Genomic DNA, 18,770 nt, shown 5'->3' with positions numbered 1-18,770 from the left:
CCCATGTCGTTTCTCAAGATCAGCCATCTGCGCAAGTCCTATGGCGCTCTGGAAATCCTGAAGGACATCAATATCGAGATCGAGGAAGGCGGCTTCCTCGTGCTCGTCGGCCCTTCGGGCTGCGGCAAGTCCACGCTTCTCAACACCATTGCCGGGTTGGAGCCGATCACATCGGGTGACATCGAGATCAACGGACGCTCGGTGTCGGGCCTTCACCCTTCCAAGCGGGATATCGCCATGGTGTTCCAGTCGTATGCGCTCTATCCGAACATGACGGTTGCGGGGAACATTGCCTTCGGCATGGAAATCCGTGGTGTGCCGAAGGAAGAGCGTGAAAAGGCCATCCATCAGGTTGCCGACATGCTGCAGATCGGTCACCTGCTCGATCGAAAGCCGAGCCAGCTTTCCGGTGGACAGCGCCAGCGTGTCGCGATGGGCCGTGCGCTGGTGCGCAATCCGCAGGTCTTCCTGTTCGACGAGCCGCTGTCGAACCTCGATGCCAAGCTGCGCGTCGACATGCGCACCGAAATCAAGCGCCTTCATCACCGGATGAAGACCACGATCGTCTACGTTACCCACGACCAGATCGAGGCGATGACGCTTGCCACCAAGATCGCGGTGCTGAAGGACGGCGTTCTGCAGCAGTTCGGCTCTCCGGCGGAGATTTACAACAATCCGGCCAACATGTTCGTAGCTGATTTCATGGGTTCTCCGGCAATGAACCTGTTGGAGGCGACCGTCGAGAAGAATGATGCCGGGTTGTCGGTACTTCTCTCACGAGGCGGTGGGGAGCCGCTTCGACTTCCCGTGTCGGCTGATAAGCAGGCACTTGCCGCTCATGCCGGGCGGCAAGTGATGTTCGGCATCCGGCCAGAGGCGCTGACCGATCCGGACGGAGCCGATCGCAACGCCAAGCTGCTCGCCGAGGGCGATTGCCTGATCGAAGTGGTGGAACCTGCCGGCGCCGATACCTTCGCGGTCACCCATCTCGGCGGCAAGGAGATCGTCGCACGCCTGAGAGCGGACGCCCACATTCATGCCGGCCAGACGGCTCGCCTCGCCTTCAATCTCGACAAGGCCGTCTATTTCGACCCGCAGACGCAGGCGCGGATTGCCTGATACGGATGCGGGAGACAACAAGATGACCAGCAATCCGGATATCGTCATCATCGGCTCCGGCATCGGTGGATCAACCACCGCTGCCGGACTGGCGGCGACCGGCGCCTCGATCCTGATCCTCGAAGCGGGCGATCATATCGCCGACCGGCCGGAAAACCGGGACCAGCGAGCCATCTTCCAGCGCGGATACTTCCGGCCGAAGGAGATGTGGTACGAACACGGCGGGCAAGCCTTCAATCCCGGCAATTACTATTATGTCGGGGGCAATTCGAAACTCTACGGCGCGGTGCTGGTGCGTTACCGTCGCGAGGATTTCGAAGAGATGGCCCATCGCGAGGGTGTCTCGCCTGCATGGCCATTTCGCTATGAGCAGCTAGAACCCTGGTATTCCCGGGCCGAGCAGCTTTTCATGGTGCGAGGAACTCTCGGCGAGGATCCGACGGAGCCGCAACACTCCCTTCCCTACCCCTTTCCGCCAGTCCCGGACGAACCGGCAATCGCCAGGGTTCGCAAGCAGCTGAGATCCATCGGCATGCATCCGTATTCGCTGCCGCTCGGCATCGATATCGAACGCTGGCTTGCGAAAGCGAAGACACCATGGGACGCCCATCCGAATGCCAATGACGGGAAAATGGACGCGGAAACGGCGGCACTTGCCTACGCCCTGAAGCATGAACAGATCACGCTGCAGACGGGATCGCGTGTTACCCGTCTCGAAGTTGGGCCGGATGGCAAGCGGATCGAAAGCGTTCATTACGTGAAGGACGGTGAACATCGCAAAGTGTCGCCGAAACTGGTGATCCTGTCCGCCGGAGCGGTCCAGTCGGCGGTGTTGCTGCTGCGTTCGGCCGATGAACGCCATCCCGGAGGACTGGCCAACAGGTCCGATCAGGTCGGCCGCAATTTCATGAACCACAATTCGAGCGCTGTGCTGGCGATCTCGCCTACCTATCGCAATGATAGCGTCTACCAGAAGACTTTCGGCTTCAACGATTTCTATCTATCGGATGGCGAGGGTGGCCCGCCGCTCGGCAATGTTCAGCTTCTGGGTCGAGTTTCGGCGGCAATCCTGAAGGCGAACATGCCGAAGGTGCCGGAATGGCTGCTGGGCCAGATTTCTGCCCATGCCATCGATTTCTACGCGATGAGCGAGGATATCCCGCATCCCGAAAGCCGCATCATGGTGGATGGCGGCCGGATCGTTCTCAAATGGCACCGCACCAACTGGGATGCCCATCTGGATCTGGTGCGAAGGCTGAAGGGCGTGCTGAAGAAGGCGGGTTTCCCGATCGTGCTGTCGCGCCCGTTTGACAAACGCACGCCATCGCATCAATGCGGCACCATCAGGATCGGGCATGACCCGGCGACATCGCCGCTCGATGTCTATTGCCGCGCCCATGACCATCCGAACCTGTTCGTGGTCGATGCCGGTTTCCTGCCCACCTCGGCGGCGGTCAATCCGGCGCTGACGGTGGCGGCCCAGGCACTACGCGTTGCCGATCACATCGCATCGGAGGATCTGAGATCATGACCGGTTCCCGTCCGCTTGCAATCGTCACCGGCGGCCGGCGCGGCATAGGCCTTGGCATTGCCCGGGCGCTCGCCGCCGATGGCTTTGACATTGCCCTCACCGGCCTCGGGCCTTATGGCAAAGAAGAAAGCGCGCTGGCCGATCTTGAAGCACGGGGCGTGACTGCCGCCTATTTCGAAGCCGATCTTGCCGATGTCAGCAATCATGATGCGACCATCGGAAAGATCATGACCCGCTTCGGGCGGATCGATTGTCTCGTCAACAATGCCGGTATGGGCTCGGTGGTGCGGGGCGATTTCCTTGGCCTGACGCCGGAAAATTTCGACCGGATCATCGCCACCAACCTGCGCGGCACGGTGTTTTTCACGCAGGCCGTACTGCGGGCGATGCTGGCATTGCCGTCATCGGTGGGCAAGCGGAGCATCGTTAACATTACCTCCGTTTCGGCGGAGCTGAGCTCACCTGAAAGACTTGATTACTGCATGAGCAAGGCAGGGCTTTCCTCCTTCAGCAAGGGGCTGGCGCTCTATCTGGCGGAGAAGGACATCGCCGTTTTCGAGATTCGTCCGGGCATTATCCGAACCGACATGACGGCCGGTGTGACCGGGAAATACGACGCCCTGATCGCAGGCGGACTGGTCCCGATGCGGCGCTGGGGCGAGCCGGATGACATAGGCGGCGTGGTTTCCGCGCTCGCCTCCGGGCGATTTGCCTTCGCGACCGGCTCGGTGATCGACCTCGATGGCGGGCTGTCGATCGGACGATTGTGATTTCTCCTCCTCCTTGAGGGAAGAGTGGACGAACGACTTGAGGAAGACGTTATGACCTATGATTACATCATCACCGGTGCCGGACCAGCCGGATGCGTGCTCGCCAACCGGCTGAGCGAAGATCCTGATGTCCGCGTGCTGCTGATCGAGGCTGGTGGCGGCGACTGGAACCCGCTGTTTCATATGCCGGCTGGTTTTGCCAAGATGACCAAAGGCGTTGCGAGCTGGGGCTGGGAAACCGTGCCGCAGAAGCACATGAAAGGTCGTGTACTGCGCTATACCCAGGCCAAGGTGATCGGCGGCGGCTCCTCGATCAATGCCCAACTCTATACCCGGGGTAACGCACGGGATTACGATCTCTGGGCGCGGGAGGAAGGCTGCGAGGGCTGGGACTATCGCTCGGTCCTGCCCTATTTCAAGCGTGCCGAGGACAACCAGCGCTTCGCCGACGACTATCATTCATATGGCGGCCCGCTCGGTGTCTCCATGCCGGTCTCGCCGCTGCCGATCTGCGATGCCTATATCCGCGCCGGCCAGGAACTCGGCATTCCCTACAATCACGATTTCAATGGCAGGCAGCAGGCCGGTGTCGGCTTCTACCAGCTCACCCAGCGCAATCGCCGTCGCTCCTCGGCGTCGCTTGCCTATCTTTCTCCGATCAGGGACCGAAAAAACCTGACGGTAAAGATGAATGCCCGGGTGGCGAGGATCGTGGTCGAGGGCAGGCGCGCCGTCGGCGTCGAGATCGCCGGCGACAATGGCCGCGAGATTATCCGGGGAGAGCGCGAAGTGCTGGTGTCTTCGGGGGCAATCGGCTCGCCGAAGCTTCTCCTGCAATCCGGCATCGGGCCTGCCGATCATCTTCGCTCGGTCGGCGTCGAGGTGAAGCATGACTTGCCCGGCGTCGGCGGCAACATGCAGGACCATCTCGACCTGTTCGTGATTTCCGAATGCACCGGCGATCACACCTATGACGGGGTGGCCAAACTCCATCGCACACTATGGGCTGGCATTCAGTATGTCCTGTTCCAGACGGGACCGGTTGCCTCCTCACTCTTCGAAACGGGCGGCTTCTGGTATGCCGACCCGGATGCCCGCTCGCCGGATATCCAGTTCCACCTTGGCTTGGGTTCCGGCATCGAAGCGGGCGTGGAGAAGCTCAGGAATGCCGGCGTCACGTTGAATTCGGCCTATCTGCACCCGCGCTCGCGTGGAACTGTGCGTCTCTCTTCCTCCGATCCGGCGGCGGCTCCGCTGATCGATCCGAACTACTGGGAAGATCCGCATGACAGGAAGATGTCCATCGAGGGCCTCAAGCTTGCACGCGAGATCATGCAGCAGGCGGCACTGAAGCCCTTCGTGCAGGCCGAGCGTCTGCCGGGGCCGAAGGTCATGACCGACGAGGAATTGTTCGACTACGGCTGCGCCAACGCCAAGACGGATCATCATCCGGTCGGGACCTGCCGTATGGGCACTGGTCCGGACGCTGTCGTGGGGTTGGATCTCAGGGTTCATGGCCTCGATGGACTGCGGGTCTGCGACAGCTCGGTGATGCCGCGGGTTCCTTCCTGCAATACCAATGCCCCGACGATCATGGTGGGCGAAAAGGGTGCGGATATCATCCGGGAGCTCCCTCCCCTTCCCCCGGCGATTTTTGCCAACGAGCGGAACGACACGCGGCCCCGGGCCCGGGCGGAGGTCTGCTGAGATGATCCGCCATTGTGTCTTCATCCGCTTCCTGCCGGAGGTTTTGACCGAGACAAAGCTTGAGATCTATTCGGAAATCCGCAGTCTGATGCCGCGGCTCGATGGGTTGCTAGCGGTTCATGTCGGAGACAACGTGAGTCCCGAACACGGCATGGACAAAGGATACTCGGAAGGCTTTATAGTCGACTTCAGGGATGCTGCTGCCCGCGATCTTTACCTTGAGGATCCCGAGCATCGCCAGACCGGCGGAAAGATCGTGGCGGCTGCCATTGGCGGCATCGACGGTATTTTTGTTTATGATATCGAGATTGCCGGAGACTGAGTTGACGTTCGAACCGCGTGCTTTCCTAGCCGACCTTTTTCATGCAGCGGTTGCTGCCGCCGACCCTTATGAGGCGATCGTCCGGCACCTGCCCGCAAGGCCGAAGGGCCGCACCATCGTTGTGGGTGCCGGAAAGGCCGCCAGCCAGATGGCGGCAGCCTTCGAGCGCGCCTGGGGAGAGCCGGTCGAGGGACTGGTGGTTGCCCGTCATGGACCTGTCGAGACCTGCCGCCACACGCGCGTGCTGATGGCGGCCCATCCCGTGCCCGACGAAGCCGGGATTGCCGGGGCCGAGGCTCTGCTGCGGCATGTCGAGGGGCTGACCTCCGACGATCTGGTCGTTGCGCTGATTTCGGGAGGCGGTTCGGCGCTTCTCCCCGCGCCGCCACAGGGCTTTGCTCTGGCAGATGAAAAGGCGCTGAATGAAGCGCTTCTCGCCTCGGGAGCGCCGATCTCGGCGATGAATGTCGTCAGGAAACATTTTTCGCGCATCAAAGGCGGCCGGCTTGCAGCAAGGGCCTATCCGGCAAGGGTGGTCAGTCTGGTCGTTTCCGACGTTCCCGGAGACAGCCCAGCGTTGGTCGCATCGGGTCCGACAGTTGCCGGAGCGGGCAATGCCGAAGAGGCGCTTCGCATCATCCGCGATTACCGCATCGATCTTCCCGCATCCGTCATCGAGTTCATCGGCAGGGAGCGCGCGCCCTTGCCATACGATGAAGTATTCGCTGGCAATGATGTGCATGTCATCGCTTCCGCGCGTGTTTCGCTGGAGGCTGCCGCCGCTCACGCTCGCAAGCTCGGTGTTCAGCCGTTGATCCTGTCAGACAGCATTGAAGGTGAGGCGAAGGACATCGGACGCATGCATGCCGCGCTGGCGCGGGAATTTTCGGCCAATGGGCAAGGTCTGTCGAAGCCCTTGGTTCTTCTCTCCGGCGGCGAGACGACGGTGACGATTATCGGCGGAAGGTACGGCAAGGGTGGGCGCAATTCGGAGCTGCTGCTGTCGGCTGCCATCGATCTTCAGGGCGCCGATGGAATTACGGCGATTGCGGCCGATACCGACGGGATCGATGGTTCGGAAGACAATGCGGGTGCGTTCTGCGACGGGGAGACGGTTGCGAGGATCAGGGCCGGCGGCGGGGATGCGCGATCCTATCTTGCCGGTCACGACGCCTGGTCTGCCTTCGATCTTGCCGGAGACCTGTTCGTTCCCGGCCCGACCGGGACCAATGTGAATGATCTCAGGGCGTTCCTGATAGCCTGAAATTCAAGGAGAAAGGGCGGAATGTTTGTATCCCGCCCTTTTTGCTTTCGGATTATTCGGCTGCGATCTGGTGGGTATCGCCGCCGGTGGCCTGGCTGTTTGCGGCCTCCTGCCGTTCGTGGTGAATGAGCGGCCTGTTGCCCGTCAGCAGGCGCACCAACACGTAGAAGACCGGTGTCATGAAGATGCCGAAGAATGTTACCCCGATCATGCCGGAGAACACCGCGACACCCATGGCGGCGCGCATTTCCGCACCGGCGCCGGTGGAGACGACCAGCGGCACGACACCCATGATGAAGGCCATGGAGGTCATCAGGATCGGGCGCAGGCGAAGGCGGCTTGCCTCGATTGCGGCCTGTACCGGCGTTCGCCCTTCGAATTCTAGCTCCCGCGCGAATTCGACGATCAGGATCGCGTTCTTCGCCGATAGTCCCACGAGAACCACCAAACCGATCTGGGTGAAGATGTTGTTGTCTCCACCGGTGAGCCAAACCCCGGTCAAGGCGGCCAACACGCCCATCGGCACGATCATGATGATCGCGATCGGCAGCGTAAGGCTTTCATACTGCGCGGCCAGTACGAGATAGACGAGCAGCAGGGCCAGCGGGAAGACGACGATGCTGGAATTGCCGGCGAGGATCTGCTGGTAGGTCAGGTCCGTCCACTCGAAGTCGATGCCGGCCGGCAGTGTCTCGTTCAGGATCTTCTCGATTGCCGCCTGTGCCTGACCGGAAGAGAAGCCCGGGGCTGGTCCGCCGTTGATGTCCGCCGCAAGGAAGCCGTTGTAACGCGTGGTGCGTTCCGGTCCTGTTGTGCCGTCCACCTTGAGCAAAGCAGAAAGCGGAATCATCTGGCCGGATTGCGAGCGAACCTTCAGCTGGCCGATGTCTTCCGACTTGGCGCGGAACTGCGCGTCGGCCTGAACCCGGACGCTGTAGGTGCGGCCGAAGGCGTTGAAGTCGTTTACATAGAGCGAGCCGAGATAGATCTGCAGCGTTTCGAAGACGTCCGTGAGCGAGACGCCGAGCTGTTCGGCCTTGGCGCGGTCGAGATCGGCATAAAGCTGCGGCACGTTGATCTGGAAGCTCGAGAAGATGCCGGCAAGTTCCGGGGTCTGATAGGCCTTGGCGATCACCGCCTTGGTGGCCTCGTCAAGAGCCTGATTGCCCAGGCCGGCGCGGTCCTCGATCTGCAGCTTGAAGCCGCCGGTCGAGCCGAGACCGTTGACCGGTGGCGGCGGGAACATGGCGATGAAGGCATCCTGAATGCCGGCATATTTCTGGTTCAATGCCATTGCGATGGCCCCGCCGGAAAGCTCTGGCGACTTGCGGTTCTCGAAGTCGTCGAGCACGGCGAAGACGATGCCAGCGTTGGAGCCGATGGTAAAGCCGTTGATCGACAGGCCCGGGAAGGCGATGGCATGGCTGACGCCCGGCTGCGCCATGGCTATGTCGCTCATCTGCTTGATGACGCTTTCCGTGCGGTCGAGGGTCGCGCCGTCAGGAAGCTGGGCAAAGCCGATCAGGTATTGCTTGTCCTGCGCCGGCACGAAACCGCCCGGCACGGTGCTGAACATGCTGTAGGTGGCCCCGACCAGCGCGAGGTAGATGACCATTACGAGGCTCTTGCGCGACAGGAGACCGCCGACCGTGCGGCCATAGCCGTTGGAGGCGGCCCCGAAGACGCGGTTGAAGCCGCGGAAGAACCAGCCGAAGATGGCATCCATGAAGCGCGTTAGCCAGTCCTTCGGCGCATGGTGATCCTTCAGCAGGAGGGCTGCAAGCGCTGGTGAAAGCGTCAGTGAGTTGATCGCCGAAATGACGGTCGAGATAGCAATCGTCAGCGCGAACTGACGATAGAACTGGCCGGAAAGGCCGGTTATGAAGGCAAGCGGCACGAAAACCGCGACCAGAACAAGCGCGATGGCGATGATCGGGCCCGACACTTCCCGCATGGCGCGGTAGGTCGCGTCGCGGGGACTTAGGCCGTTCTCGATATTGCGCTCGACGTTTTCCACCACGACGATCGCGTCATCGACCACGATGCCGATGGCGAGCACGAGCCCGAATAGCGTCAGCGCGTTGATAGAGAAGCCGAACGCATACATCACCGCAAACGTGCCGATGATCGATACAGGAACCGCGATCAGCGGGATGATCGAGGCGCGCCATGTCTGCAGGAACAGGATGACGACGAGCACGACGAGCGCGATGGCTTCGAGCAGGGTATCGACGACCTTCTCGATCGACGAACGCACGAACTTGGTGGTGTCGTAAGCGATTTCGAACTTCACGCCGGTCGGCATGGCGAGCTGTAGCTCGGCCATGGTCGCGCGGACATTGTCGGAAATCTCGATGGCGTTAGAACCCGGAGCCTGAAGGACGGCAACGGCGACGGCCGGCTTGCCGTCAAGCAGCGACCGAAGCGTATAATCGGACGCGCCGAGCTCGATGCGGGCGACATCACGCAGTCGCGTGATCGCGCCGTCTTCGCCGGTCTTGACGATGATGTTTCCGAATTCTTCCGGAGTCTGGAGACGGCCCTGGGCGTTGACGTTGAGCTGCAGGTTGACGCCCGGCAGGCTGGGCGATGCACCAATGATGCCGGCCGCGGCCTGAACGTTCTGCGAGCGGATGGCATTGGTGACATCGCTTGCCGCCAGCGAATGCTCGGCGGCTTTCTGCGGGTCGATCCAGATGCGCATGGAATAGTCACCGGCGCCGAAGACCTGAACCTGCCCGACGCCCTCGATACGGGCCAGGCGATCCTTGATGTTGAGCGTCGCATAGTTGCGCAGATAGGTGATGTCGTAGTCATCGACCGTCGAAACCAGATTAACCACCATGATGAAGTCGGGCGAGCTCTTGACCGTGGTGATGCCGAGCGCGCGCACCTCGGACGGAAGCCGGGGCTCGGCCTGTGAAACGCGATTCTGCACCAGCTGCTGCGCCTTGTCGGGATCTGTGCCGAGCTTGAAGGTCACGGTCAGGGTCAGAACGCCGTCGGAGGTCGCCTGGCTGGACATGTAGAGCATGTCCTCGACACCGTTGATTTGTTCTTCGAGCGGTGTCGCCACCGTCTCGGCGATAACGGTCGGGTTTGCACCCGGATAGCTGGCGCGCACGACGACCGACGGCGGCACCACTTCGGGATATTCGGAAATCGGCAGCGAGCGCATGCCGATCAGGCCCGCCACCACGATGAGGATCGACAGCACGGCCGCAAAGACGGGCCTGTCGACGAAAAATCTGGAGATGTTCATGTCAAAGCCCTCTCCGGGTTGAACATAGGCAAAACGACCCCGCTGCCTGCGATCGGGTGATCACAAGCCTCAAAGCGGGTTGGAATGGGTGGTCGGCGAATACCGCCGGCCGTGTTACTGCTGGGCGACCTTGGCTTCCGCCTGCGGATCGACCACGGCGCCGGGCCGGATACGCTGCAGGCCATTGACGACGATCCTGTCGCCGGCATTCAGGCCTTCTTCCACGATCCGCTGACCATCGACGCTCGTGCCAAGACGGACCTGGCGGGTGGCGACCGTGTTGGAGGCATCCACCACGAAGACGAACTTCTTGTCCTGATCCGTACCGATGGCCCGTTCGCTGACGAGAAGATGCTCTTCGGCCTTGGGCTGGCCCATGCGGACCCGCACGAACTGGCCGGGGATCAGCCGTCCTTCCGGATTGTCGAAGATTGCCCGGACGCGGATGGTGCCGCTCGATGCGTTCACCTCGTTATCGATGAGCTGAAGCTTTCCGCGGATCGGGGTGCCGTTATCGGAGAGCGTACCGACCTCGACGGGGACCTGCTCGATTGCCGGAAGACCGTTTGCGGCGGGCAGTTCGGCAAGCGTGCGGGCCACCAGCTCTTCGCTGGCGTCGAAACTTGCATAGATCGGATCGGTGGAAACCAGCGTCGTCAGCGGCGTCGAGGAGGAGCCGGCGGCAACGAGGTTACCGACGGTGACCTCGATCCTGCCGACCCGGCCGGCGATCGGCGCGCGGATTTGGGTGTAATCCAGATCGAGCTGTGCCGATTTCAGGGCCGCCTTGGCGGACTGGAGGTTCGCCAGGGCCTCGTTACGGGCGCTCTGACGCTGGGTGAGATCGCTCTGGGAGATGGTGTTCTTCGAAGCAAGGTTCTTGCCGCGTTCGAACTCCGTCGAAGCCAGTTCGACACGCGCCTGCGCCGAGGCGACTTGGCCTTCGGCCTGGGCGACGGCCGCCTGATAGGGTTCGGGATCGATCGTGACCAGCAGGTCGCCGGCCTTTACCAGGCCGCCTTCGCGGAAATGGACCGACTGGACCATGCCTGCGACGCGTGGACGAACCTGCACCCGGTCGACTGCTTCCAGCCGGCCGGAAAATTCCTGCCATGTGCTGACGCTGCGCGGCTCGACGGTCGCGACAGTCACAGGGATCGCCGGGGCGGGTGCGGCGGCAGCGGTTTCAGAGGCTGCGTTGGCTCCCCTGGGCAGGTCCAGATACATGGCTGCGCCTGCGATGGACGCAGCAGTTCCTATGCCGGCGCCCCACAGGGCCCAGCGCTTGTCTTTCGCTGTCATGATAGTCTCCTTGCGGCCCGAAACCGGCCGCTTTCAGTTCTGAAATACTGTCCTGCTAAGCACTTAATTCCTGAACAAAACCGGTGAATTCGGCACCGAGCGCCTTCATCCATTCACCGCCATCGTCCCTGTAGATCCCGGTCCAGCCGCTGCCAGCCGGGAAAACATGTTGGCGCACACTCACGCCTGAACTTCGCAATCTATCACCGTAGCCACGAACCTCGTCACGCAGCGGGTCGTCTTCCGCCGTAACAATCAGCGCCGGTGCGAGACCGTTTAGCCGCGAGCATAGACAAGGTGCTGCGTAGGGATGCTGCGAGCCGCATTGCGAGCCGAGATAGTGGCTCCAGCCATCCGACCAGCGTTCCCTCATGCCAATCTTGTCAGCCTCCCGGAAGGACGCCGATGCCATCATCGGATCGATCATGGGCGACAGCAAAATCTGTCCATCCAGTTCACCCTGCATCTGGTCGCGAGCCTTCAATGCCACCCCCGCGGCAACGTTGCCGCCGGCTTCATCTCCGGCCACCAGCAGCAGCGACTTCGCAGTGCCGAATTGTTTCCGGCGACTGTTCAGACACTGCAAGGCAGCGAATGCGCATTCCATCGCCTGTGGAAACAGGTTCTTCGAAACGCTGCTGTAGTCTGCTTCCAGAACCACGGCGCCTGCATCCGCAAGCGCTCGTGCAACCGGTCGCTCCCCTTCTTCGCGGTCATCGGCCAGAAAGGCTCCACCGCGAAGATAAAGCACCAGGGGCGGCGTCTTGCACTTGCCCTTCCCTTCGTAGAGACGCATGGGAACCGGTGGCTTGGCCGACCTGTCGAAAGGTATATTTCCCCACTGCGCTGTCATTGAAAAATCCTCGATCGATCCCAATTCAGGGATCTATATCCGCTGCCGGACACGCAGTAGATATTATTGTTCTTGCCGAATTGCGCAAGCTTGCTGAATTCGACTACACTATTCCAAATTTCGGGATAATGGCGCAACGCAACAAAGGCTGATGTATGGATCAGATTTCCGCAATGCGCGTTTTCGTGCGGGTGGTGGAGACCGGGAACTTCACCCGCGCCGCCAAGAGCCTCAACATGCCGAAGACATCGGTCACCAATCTGGTGCAGGCATTGGAGGCCCATCTTAGCACGACGCTTCTCAATCGCACCACCCGCCGGGTCATGGTTACCACCGACGGTGCTCTCTATTACGAGCGGGCGACGGAAATTCTCTCGGAACTGGATGAGCTTGACGGGAGCTTTTCAAATTCCCAGGCGCTGCCCTCCGGCCGCCTGCGCGTTGAAATGGCGAGCATTTTTGCCGATTCCGTCGTGATCCCGGCGCTTTGCGATTTCTACATGCGCTATCCGCAGATTCAGCTTGATATCGGCGTTGGCGACCGGCTGGTCGATTATATCGCTGAAAACGTCGACTGTGCGCTCAGAGCCGGAACATTGTCTGACCAGTCACTCGTCGCGCGCAAGATCGGCGAACTGCACATGCAGACCTATGCGGCGCCGATCTATATCGAGAACTTCGGTATGCCAGAGCATCCTTCAGATCTGGAAGGCGACCATTTCTGCGTGGGTTACATGAAGGCTCAGGCCGGTCGAGTGCTGCCGATGGAGTTCCGAAGAGGCGACGAGTTCATTGAAGTGTAGCCACGCTTCATATTGTCGGTGAATGACAGCCGGTCCTATCTTCGGGCTGCTGTTTCCGGTCTCGGGATCGTCATGTCTCCGTTTTTCGTCGTCCAGGAAGCGGTGGAGAAGGGTGAACTGGTGCCGGTGCTTCCGGAATGGAACCGTGATCCCATTCCCCTCTACGTGGTCTATCCCCAGACGCGGCACCTGAGCAACAGGGTGCGCGTATTCGTGGACTGGCTGGCAAAGCAACTTCAGGGGATCACACGCGATCCGGCCGCCCGCACCGGCAGGGCGAAGACGGTCGAACTTGCCGCGGTCAGATCCTGACTTGCCTCAAGCGTAGCGAATTACCGATTACGCTGACGGATGAAAGCGCCATCGCCGCTGCCGCGATGATCGGCGAAAGCAGGATGCCGAAGCTCGGATAGAGCAGGCCAGCTGCCACCGGTACACCCGCCGCATTGTAGATGAAGGCGAAGAACAGGTTCTGGCGAACGTTCTGCATTGTCGCGTGGCTGAGTTGCCTCGCCCGCACGATGCCCTGCAGGTCACCCTTGAGCAGTGTGACCCCGGCGCTTTCGATGGCGACATCGGTTCCCGTTCCCATGGCGATGCCCACATCCGCTGCCGCAAGCGCCGGTGCATCGTTGACGCCGTCGCCGGCCATGCCGACGATACGGCCTTCGCCTCGCAGTCGGTTGACGATCTCGCTCTTGTCCTCGGGCAGAACCTCCGCTTCGACTTCGGAGATGCCGAGCCGCCTGCCGACGGACTCCGCGGTCGTGCGGTTGTCGCCGGTCAGCATGACTACTCGGACCCCGGCATCGACAAGGCTCTTCAATGCCGCCGGTGTCGTCACCTTGATCGGATCGGCGATGGCGAAGAGGCCGGCCACTATACCGTCAGCGGCCAGGAATATGACGGTAGCGCCGTCGTTGCGCAACTCCTCGGCTTGCGCTGTCGTGACGGAGAGGTCGATGCCCGTTTCCTCCATGATGCGATGGCTGCCGATGACGAGGCGCTTTCCGTCGACCACGCCTGTCACTCCCTTGCCGACAGGGCTGTCGAATTCGGTTGCGTCCGCGAGCGTCAGTCCGCGTTCCTCTGCCGCCGCCACGATGGCGATGGCGAGCGGATGTTCGCTGGAGCGTTCAAGCGTAGCGGCGAGGCGTAGCAATTCCTGTTCATCCAGGCCTTGTACGGGAACGATAGCCGTGACCTTGGGCTTGCCCTCCGTCAGCGTACCGGTCTTGTCGACCACCAGCGTATCGACCTTTTCGAACCGTTCAAGCGCTTCGGCGTTCTTGATGAGGACGCCGAGATGGGCACCTCGCCCTACCCCCACCATGATCGACATCGGGGTGGCAAGGCCGAGTGCGCAAGGGCAGGCGATAATCAGCACGGCGACGGCTGCGACCAGTCCGTGCGCGAAACGCGGTTCAGGCCCGACCGTCATCCAGATGGCGAAGGCAATGGCCGCGACCGCAAGGACGATGGGCACGAACCATCCCGACACTTCGTCGGCAAGGCGCTGGATCGGCGCGCGGGAGCGCTGCGCCTCCGCCACCATATGGACGATGCGCGACAGCATGGTATCGCGGCCGACCTTGGCGGCCGCCATGACGAAGCCGCCAGTCTGGTTCATGGTGCCGCCGATGAGCTTGGAACCCGTCTCCTTGGTGACGGGCATGGATTCGCCAGTGATCATCGATTCATCGACCGAGCTTCGGCCTTCGACGAGAATGCCATCGACCGGCACCTTCTCGCCGGGACGGACCCGAAGCTTGTCTCCGACAACGACCGCTTCCAGCGCGATGTCCTCGTCCGTACCGTCTTCGCGGACGCGTCGCGCCATCTTCGGGGCGAGATCTAGAAGCGCACGGATAGCGCCTCCGGTCTGTTCCCTCGCGCGCAGTTCGAGAACCTGACCGAGCAGGACCAGAACCGTGATTACCGCTGCCGCCTCGAAATAGACGGCGACCGTTCCTTCGGCCTCGCGCAGGCTTGGCGGGAAAAGGCCCGGCGCGATCGTGGCGACGATGCTGTAGAGCCATGATGCCCCGGTGCCGATGGCGATCAGCGTGAACATGTTCAGGTGTCGGGTGACGATGGACTTCCAGCCGCGCTCGAAGAAGGGCCATCCGGCCCAGAGCACGACAGGCGTGGCGAGGATCAACTGGATCCAGTTGGACGCCTGAGCACCGATCAGCATGTGCAAATCAATGAGGTGTCCGCCCATTTCGAGGATCACGACCGGTATGGCCAGTACGAGGCCGATCCAGAAGCGACGTGTCATGTCGATAAGTTCGAGACTGGGACCGGTATCGGCAGTCGTCACTTCCGGTTCGAGTGTCATGCCGCATATGGGGCAATTGCCGGGCTGTGGCTGCCGGATCTGGGGATGCATCGGGCAGGTGTAGATAGTCCCTTCCAGTGCAGGAGTTGCGGCCTTCGGTTTCTGGTCGGCATGGTGGTCGTGGTGATGCGCATGATCGTGATGGGAGTGATCGTGGTGCTCCTGCCCCTGACCTTTCCCTTGACCGTGCTTATGGCCGACATGGTCGTTGTTTTCAGTATGATGTTCATGCGTCATTGGGGTCTCCCTGAACGCGAAAATTGCTGCAATATGACCTTTGCTCAGCCGGCCTTGTCGTAAGATACGAAGGACATCATGCCGCTGGCCATGTGATACAGGTGGTGGCAATGGAACGGCCAGCGACCGGGATTGCTGGCATCGAACTCTATCACGGCCTCTGCCATCGGCGGCAAGAGAACGGTGTCCCGGACCGCGCCGGCGAAATTCCGGCGGTTCAGCCCGGCGATCTGGAAATGATGACCATGCAGATGCATGGGATGCGCCATCATCGACATGTTGCGGATGACGAACCGGATCCGGTCGCCGGTCCTGACGTCGAGATGTTCGCCGCCCTCGATCTGCCAGGTGTAGCCGGACATGTTGCCGCTCAGGACCATTTCGAATGTTTTGGTGGGTTCGGCAGCGGTGAGTGGCTTGAGCGCACGAAGGCGCTGTTCCAGTTCGAGGTCGAGAACCGGGCCGGGTTCGGTCCCTTCGGTGGCGAACTTCCGAATGCTTGCCCCGGCCGTCGCAAGAACGATCCCGGTGCGATGTGGGGAACCCTCGCGCAGCGCGAATACAGGGAAGGCTCCGCCCTCGCCGGGTATTTCGAGCAGTATATCGACGCGCTGACCCATCGAGACGGGAACGCGTTGAACGGCAAGCGGCTGGACGGGAATGCCATCGACCGCGACGAGGCTGCCTTTCAGCGCGCCGGTGTCGATGGTGAAAGCGGTCGCCGTGGCGCCGTTGATGATCCTGAGTCTGACACGGCCACCCTTCTCGACGGTAAAGGTTTCCGGATCATCAAGGGCGCGGTCGTTTGCCAGATAGGCATCGTATTCGATGTCGTTCAGGTCCATGGCCGGCATCCCCGCCATACCGGGCATGTTCATCCCCGGCATGGCCATGCCGTTTCCGCCCATCTTGCCGGACCTGTCATGCGTCATGCTGCCGTGGTTCATGCCCATCGACATTCCGTGACCGCCGGCACCCTTGAGCTCGGCAAGGAGTTCTTCCGGCGTCCTGAAGGAAAAGTCGTGGAGCAGCACGACCACTTCCTGCGTGTCACTGTTCCGTTCCTCCGCCGTGCGGACGATGAGTGGTGCGGCCAACAGGTTCTGTTCCTGCAGGGTGTGGGCGTGCATCCAATGGGTCCCGCCGGCGCCGACCGGAAAATTGTAGCGGCGCTCTTCACCCGGCTGCAAAAGGGCGGCCGGATTGTCCGGTACGCCATCCATGTTCCATGGTGGTGTCAGGCCATGCCAGTGAATGAGTGTGCTTTCCCCGGCCCGGTTGGTGAGTTGGACATCGAATTGCGTTCCGGCGTCCAGTGTCAGTCCCGGCTTTCCATCAGGCCCAACAAGACCGAAGACTTTGGCCGCCCTGCCGTTCACTTCGATGGTCCTGCTGGTGACGGTAAGGTTGAGCGGAGAGGATGTCGTTGCGGCCCTGACGCTCCATGGCAGGCTTGCGCCCGATCCGATGGCTGCTGCGCTAAGCGCGAGATTCTGGAGGAATTGACGGCGATTCATGATCTTTCTCTCGATCCATAGGTCGGCAATGCCGACGGCTGCTGCAAATGATGTGTATTGAGGCGCAGCCGGACTGGCGGCGCAGTAGCATCAGGCAGCGTTGCGGGGAGGACCGAGAACGGGAGGCGTGCTGCGTCCCGTGGGAAAGGTGGTTATGTCAATAAAACGGATATCGACGAAGCTTGCCAGCATCGTTTCGAACTTGTCTGAGGCTCCCACGACGCTGCAAAGCATGCAGACGGAACTGCAGCAGAGCATCTTGTCGCTTGTGGGGGCCTTGCCGGGGTGGCTGTGGGAGCCGGTGTCAGTGTGCACGGAAGTCTGCACTTGCTGCGACTGGCAGGGATGCTCCGTCGCCATAGCCGCAGACGAACCCATTACCCCGGCAATGACTGCCGTGGCAAGAAAGGTCCGAATGACCAGCATGATGTAGCGCATCAGTTCCATGGGTCGCCTACGACATCCTGTGAAGCACTCTATCTCAAAAGTTGGGGTCGTCGTTGACCTTTGTCAAATGATTGCACGTCGGGAGAGATGTCCCGAAATGTCTTCAGTGAACAGTCCCGAGAGCGAAAGGCGTCGCATCCAGCGCGGCCGGCCTTTCATCGATGAAATCGCGGATCAGTCTGGCGCTGCCGCAGGCCAGCGTGAAACCAAGTGCGCCATGGCCGACATTGAGAGACAGGTTGCGATAGGGCGTCTTGCCGATGATCGGCTTTCCCTGCGCCGTGGCAGGGCGAAGGCCTGCCCAGGATTGGGCGTGGTCAAGGTCTGCCAGCCTCGGAAACGTTGAGCGAACCTGCTTTTTCAGTGTGTCAAGCCGGCGCGGATTGACGGCGGCGTCAGACGCGCCGATGTCGACCATGGCGGCAATGCGGACAGTGCCGCCCAGTCTTGCATAGACGATCTTGTTCTGGCTGTCGGTGACGCTGATCTTCGGTGCGGCCGTTTCCGCGCCGTCCGGAACCGAGACCGTCAGACTGTAGCCCTTGAGCGCGCAGAGTGGCAGCGATATGCCGAGCGGGCGCAACAGTTCCCGGCTCGCCAGTCCAGCCGTCATGACGAAATGGTCGGCCTCTACATTGCCTCGATCGGTGGAGACGGCGCGCACCCTCCCCTGCTCGGCACGAAGAGCACCGATCTTGTGGTGGTAAAGCCTCGTTACCCCATACTTCTCCTGTAGCAAGGTATCCAGCGCTTCGCAGAACTTACGGCAGTCTCCTGCTTCCTCGGAGGGGGTAAAGACCCCGCCGCTGAATTGCCCCTTGAGCCCCGTAAGCGACGGCTCGAGGGCGATGCAGGCTTCGTCGTCGAGGACATCCTGCTCCGCCCCGAGTTCCTTCTGATAGGCCGCGAGGGCAACCGCATTTTCGAAACTTTGCCGATCCCGATGGATGACCAGTTTCCCGAAGCGGTTGAAATCGAAGTCCAGCGCTTCGGCCTGCATGAGATCGTGCATGGCCGTGCGGCTGAAACCTGCAAGCATGGCTAGTTCGGCCGTATGCTTCTGGAAGGTGCCGGGGCTGCAGGCCAGAAGGAAATTCAGGAGCCAACGCCATTGGGCCGGATCGGCGCGAAGCCGGAAGCCGAGCGGCGACTGCCGGTCCAGAAGATATTTCGAAAGGCTTGGAAAGATGGAGGGTGCGGCAAGCGGCGCGACGTAGGAATAGCTGAGCTGACCGCCATTGGCGAAACTGGTTTCCTGCGCCGGCAGTCCGTTTCGGTCGACGATCGTGACTTCG

General features: G+C 61.3%; 13 protein-coding genes and 1 pseudogene. 7 read left to right on the top strand and 7 right to left on the bottom strand.

Going from position 1 to position 18,770, the window contains the following annotated elements:
• Positions 1–3 precede the first annotated feature (3 nt).
• From H4I99_RS19915 to H4I99_RS19890, 6 genes are read left to right on the top strand one after another with little or no spacing between them, the layout of a single operon-like run.
• The gene (locus tag H4I99_RS19915; RefSeq protein WP_163898591.1) at positions 4–1,119 is read left to right on the top strand and encodes an ABC transporter ATP-binding protein; all 1,116 of its coding nucleotides are present in this window, start codon (positions 4–6) and stop codon (positions 1,117–1,119) included.
• Between the two features lie 22 nt (positions 1,120–1,141).
• On the top strand, positions 1,142–2,650 hold the full coding sequence (locus H4I99_RS19910; RefSeq protein WP_163898589.1) for an FAD-dependent oxidoreductase: 1,509 nt from the start codon (positions 1,142–1,144) through the stop codon (positions 2,648–2,650).
• Positions 2,647–3,420, top strand: coding sequence for a 3-ketoacyl-ACP reductase (locus H4I99_RS19905; protein ID WP_163898586.1), 774 nt, complete (start codon positions 2,647–2,649; stop codon positions 3,418–3,420). The genes H4I99_RS19910 and H4I99_RS19905 overlap by 4 nt, the downstream gene beginning before the upstream one ends.
• A 51-nt stretch (positions 3,421–3,471) precedes the next feature.
• Entirely contained in the window at positions 3,472–5,127 is a 1,656-nt protein-coding gene (locus H4I99_RS19900) for a GMC family oxidoreductase (protein ID WP_163898583.1), read from the top strand.
• A 1-nt stretch (position 5,128) separates the two neighbouring features.
• Positions 5,129–5,449: a Dabb family protein gene (locus tag H4I99_RS19895; RefSeq protein ID WP_163898580.1), complete on the top strand. Its 321-nt coding sequence runs from the start codon at positions 5,129–5,131 to the stop codon at positions 5,447–5,449.
• A gap of 1 nt (position 5,450) precedes the next feature.
• The gene (locus tag H4I99_RS19890; RefSeq protein ID WP_163898577.1) at positions 5,451–6,713 is read left to right on the top strand and encodes a glycerate kinase type-2 family protein; all 1,263 of its coding nucleotides are present in this window, start codon (positions 5,451–5,453) and stop codon (positions 6,711–6,713) included.
• A 52-nt stretch (positions 6,714–6,765) separates the two neighbouring features.
• On the opposite strand, the gene H4I99_RS19885 is transcribed toward H4I99_RS19890, so the two are convergent.
• The 3 genes from H4I99_RS19885 to H4I99_RS19875 form a co-directional block, all read right to left on the bottom strand.
• Complete coding sequence (locus H4I99_RS19885) at positions 6,766–9,975, bottom strand: efflux RND transporter permease subunit (protein WP_163898574.1); 3,210 nt, start codon at positions 9,973–9,975, stop codon at positions 6,766–6,768.
• 114 nt (positions 9,976–10,089) lie between these two features.
• Entirely contained in the window at positions 10,090–11,277 is a 1,188-nt protein-coding gene (locus tag H4I99_RS19880) for an efflux RND transporter periplasmic adaptor subunit (RefSeq protein ID WP_163898571.1), read from the bottom strand.
• A gap of 55 nt (positions 11,278–11,332) precedes the next feature.
• Positions 11,333–12,130: an alpha/beta hydrolase gene (locus H4I99_RS19875; protein ID WP_163898569.1), complete on the bottom strand. Its 798-nt coding sequence runs from the start codon at positions 12,128–12,130 to the stop codon at positions 11,333–11,335.
• Between the two features lie 155 nt (positions 12,131–12,285).
• Here H4I99_RS19875 and H4I99_RS19870 point away from each other — a divergent pair.
• Positions 12,286–13,245: pseudogene (locus H4I99_RS19870) on the top strand (LysR family transcriptional regulator).
• On the opposite strand, the gene H4I99_RS19865 reads toward H4I99_RS19870, so the two are convergent.
• The 4 genes from H4I99_RS19865 to H4I99_RS19850 form a co-directional block, all read right to left on the bottom strand.
• Positions 13,235–15,511, bottom strand: coding sequence for a copper-transporting P-type ATPase (locus H4I99_RS19865; RefSeq protein WP_163898566.1), 2,277 nt, complete (start codon positions 15,509–15,511; stop codon positions 13,235–13,237). The pseudogene H4I99_RS19870 and the gene H4I99_RS19865 overlap by 11 nt on opposite strands.
• A gap of 44 nt (positions 15,512–15,555) precedes the next feature.
• Positions 15,556–17,028, bottom strand: a complete 1,473-nt coding sequence (locus H4I99_RS19860; protein WP_163898563.1) for a multicopper oxidase family protein — start codon at positions 17,026–17,028, stop codon at positions 15,556–15,558.
• 90 nt (positions 17,029–17,118) lie between these two features.
• On the bottom strand, positions 17,119–17,475 hold the full coding sequence (locus tag H4I99_RS19855) for a hypothetical protein (protein ID WP_163898560.1): 357 nt from the start codon (positions 17,473–17,475) through the stop codon (positions 17,119–17,121).
• Positions 17,476–17,578: 103 nt separating this feature from the next.
• On the bottom strand, positions 17,579–18,770 hold a 1,192-nt coding region (locus H4I99_RS19850; RefSeq protein WP_186663372.1), incomplete at its 5' end, for a D-amino acid dehydrogenase.

It is taken from the genome of Paenirhizobium daejeonense (assembly GCF_014280875.1).
Lineage (GTDB): Bacteria > Pseudomonadota > Alphaproteobacteria > Rhizobiales > Rhizobiaceae > Allorhizobium > Allorhizobium daejeonense.
This window is presented reverse-complemented; position numbering and strand designations above follow the sequence as displayed.

Bases quoted from the DNA above. Each gene is read 5' to 3' on its own strand.
- H4I99_RS19915 (WP_163898591.1), top strand. From the start codon at position 4: ATGTCGTTTCTCAAGATCAGCCATCTGCGCAAGTCCTATGGCGCTCTG.
- H4I99_RS19910 (WP_163898589.1), top strand. From the start codon at position 1,142: ATGACCAGCAATCCGGATATCGTCATCATCGGCTCCGGCATCGGTGGA.
- H4I99_RS19905 (WP_163898586.1), top strand. From the start codon at position 2,647: ATGACCGGTTCCCGTCCGCTTGCAATCGTCACCGGCGGCCGGCGCGGC.
- H4I99_RS19900 (WP_163898583.1), top strand. From the start codon at position 3,472: ATGACCTATGATTACATCATCACCGGTGCCGGACCAGCCGGATGCGTG.
- H4I99_RS19895 (WP_163898580.1), top strand. From the start codon at position 5,129: ATGATCCGCCATTGTGTCTTCATCCGCTTCCTGCCGGAGGTTTTGACC.
- H4I99_RS19885 (WP_163898574.1), bottom strand. From the start codon at position 9,975: ATGAACATCTCCAGATTTTTCGTCGACAGGCCCGTCTTTGCGGCCGTG.
- H4I99_RS19880 (WP_163898571.1), bottom strand. From the start codon at position 11,277: ATGACAGCGAAAGACAAGCGCTGGGCCCTGTGGGGCGCCGGCATAGGA.
- H4I99_RS19875 (WP_163898569.1), bottom strand. From the start codon at position 12,130: ATGACAGCGCAGTGGGGAAATATACCTTTCGACAGGTCGGCCAAGCCA.
- H4I99_RS19865 (WP_163898566.1), bottom strand. From the start codon at position 15,511: ATGACGCATGAACATCATACTGAAAACAACGACCATGTCGGCCATAAG.
- H4I99_RS19860 (WP_163898563.1), bottom strand. From the start codon at position 17,028: ATGAATCGCCGTCAATTCCTCCAGAATCTCGCGCTTAGCGCAGCAGCC.
- H4I99_RS19855 (WP_163898560.1), bottom strand. From the start codon at position 17,475: ATGGAACTGATGCGCTACATCATGCTGGTCATTCGGACCTTTCTTGCC.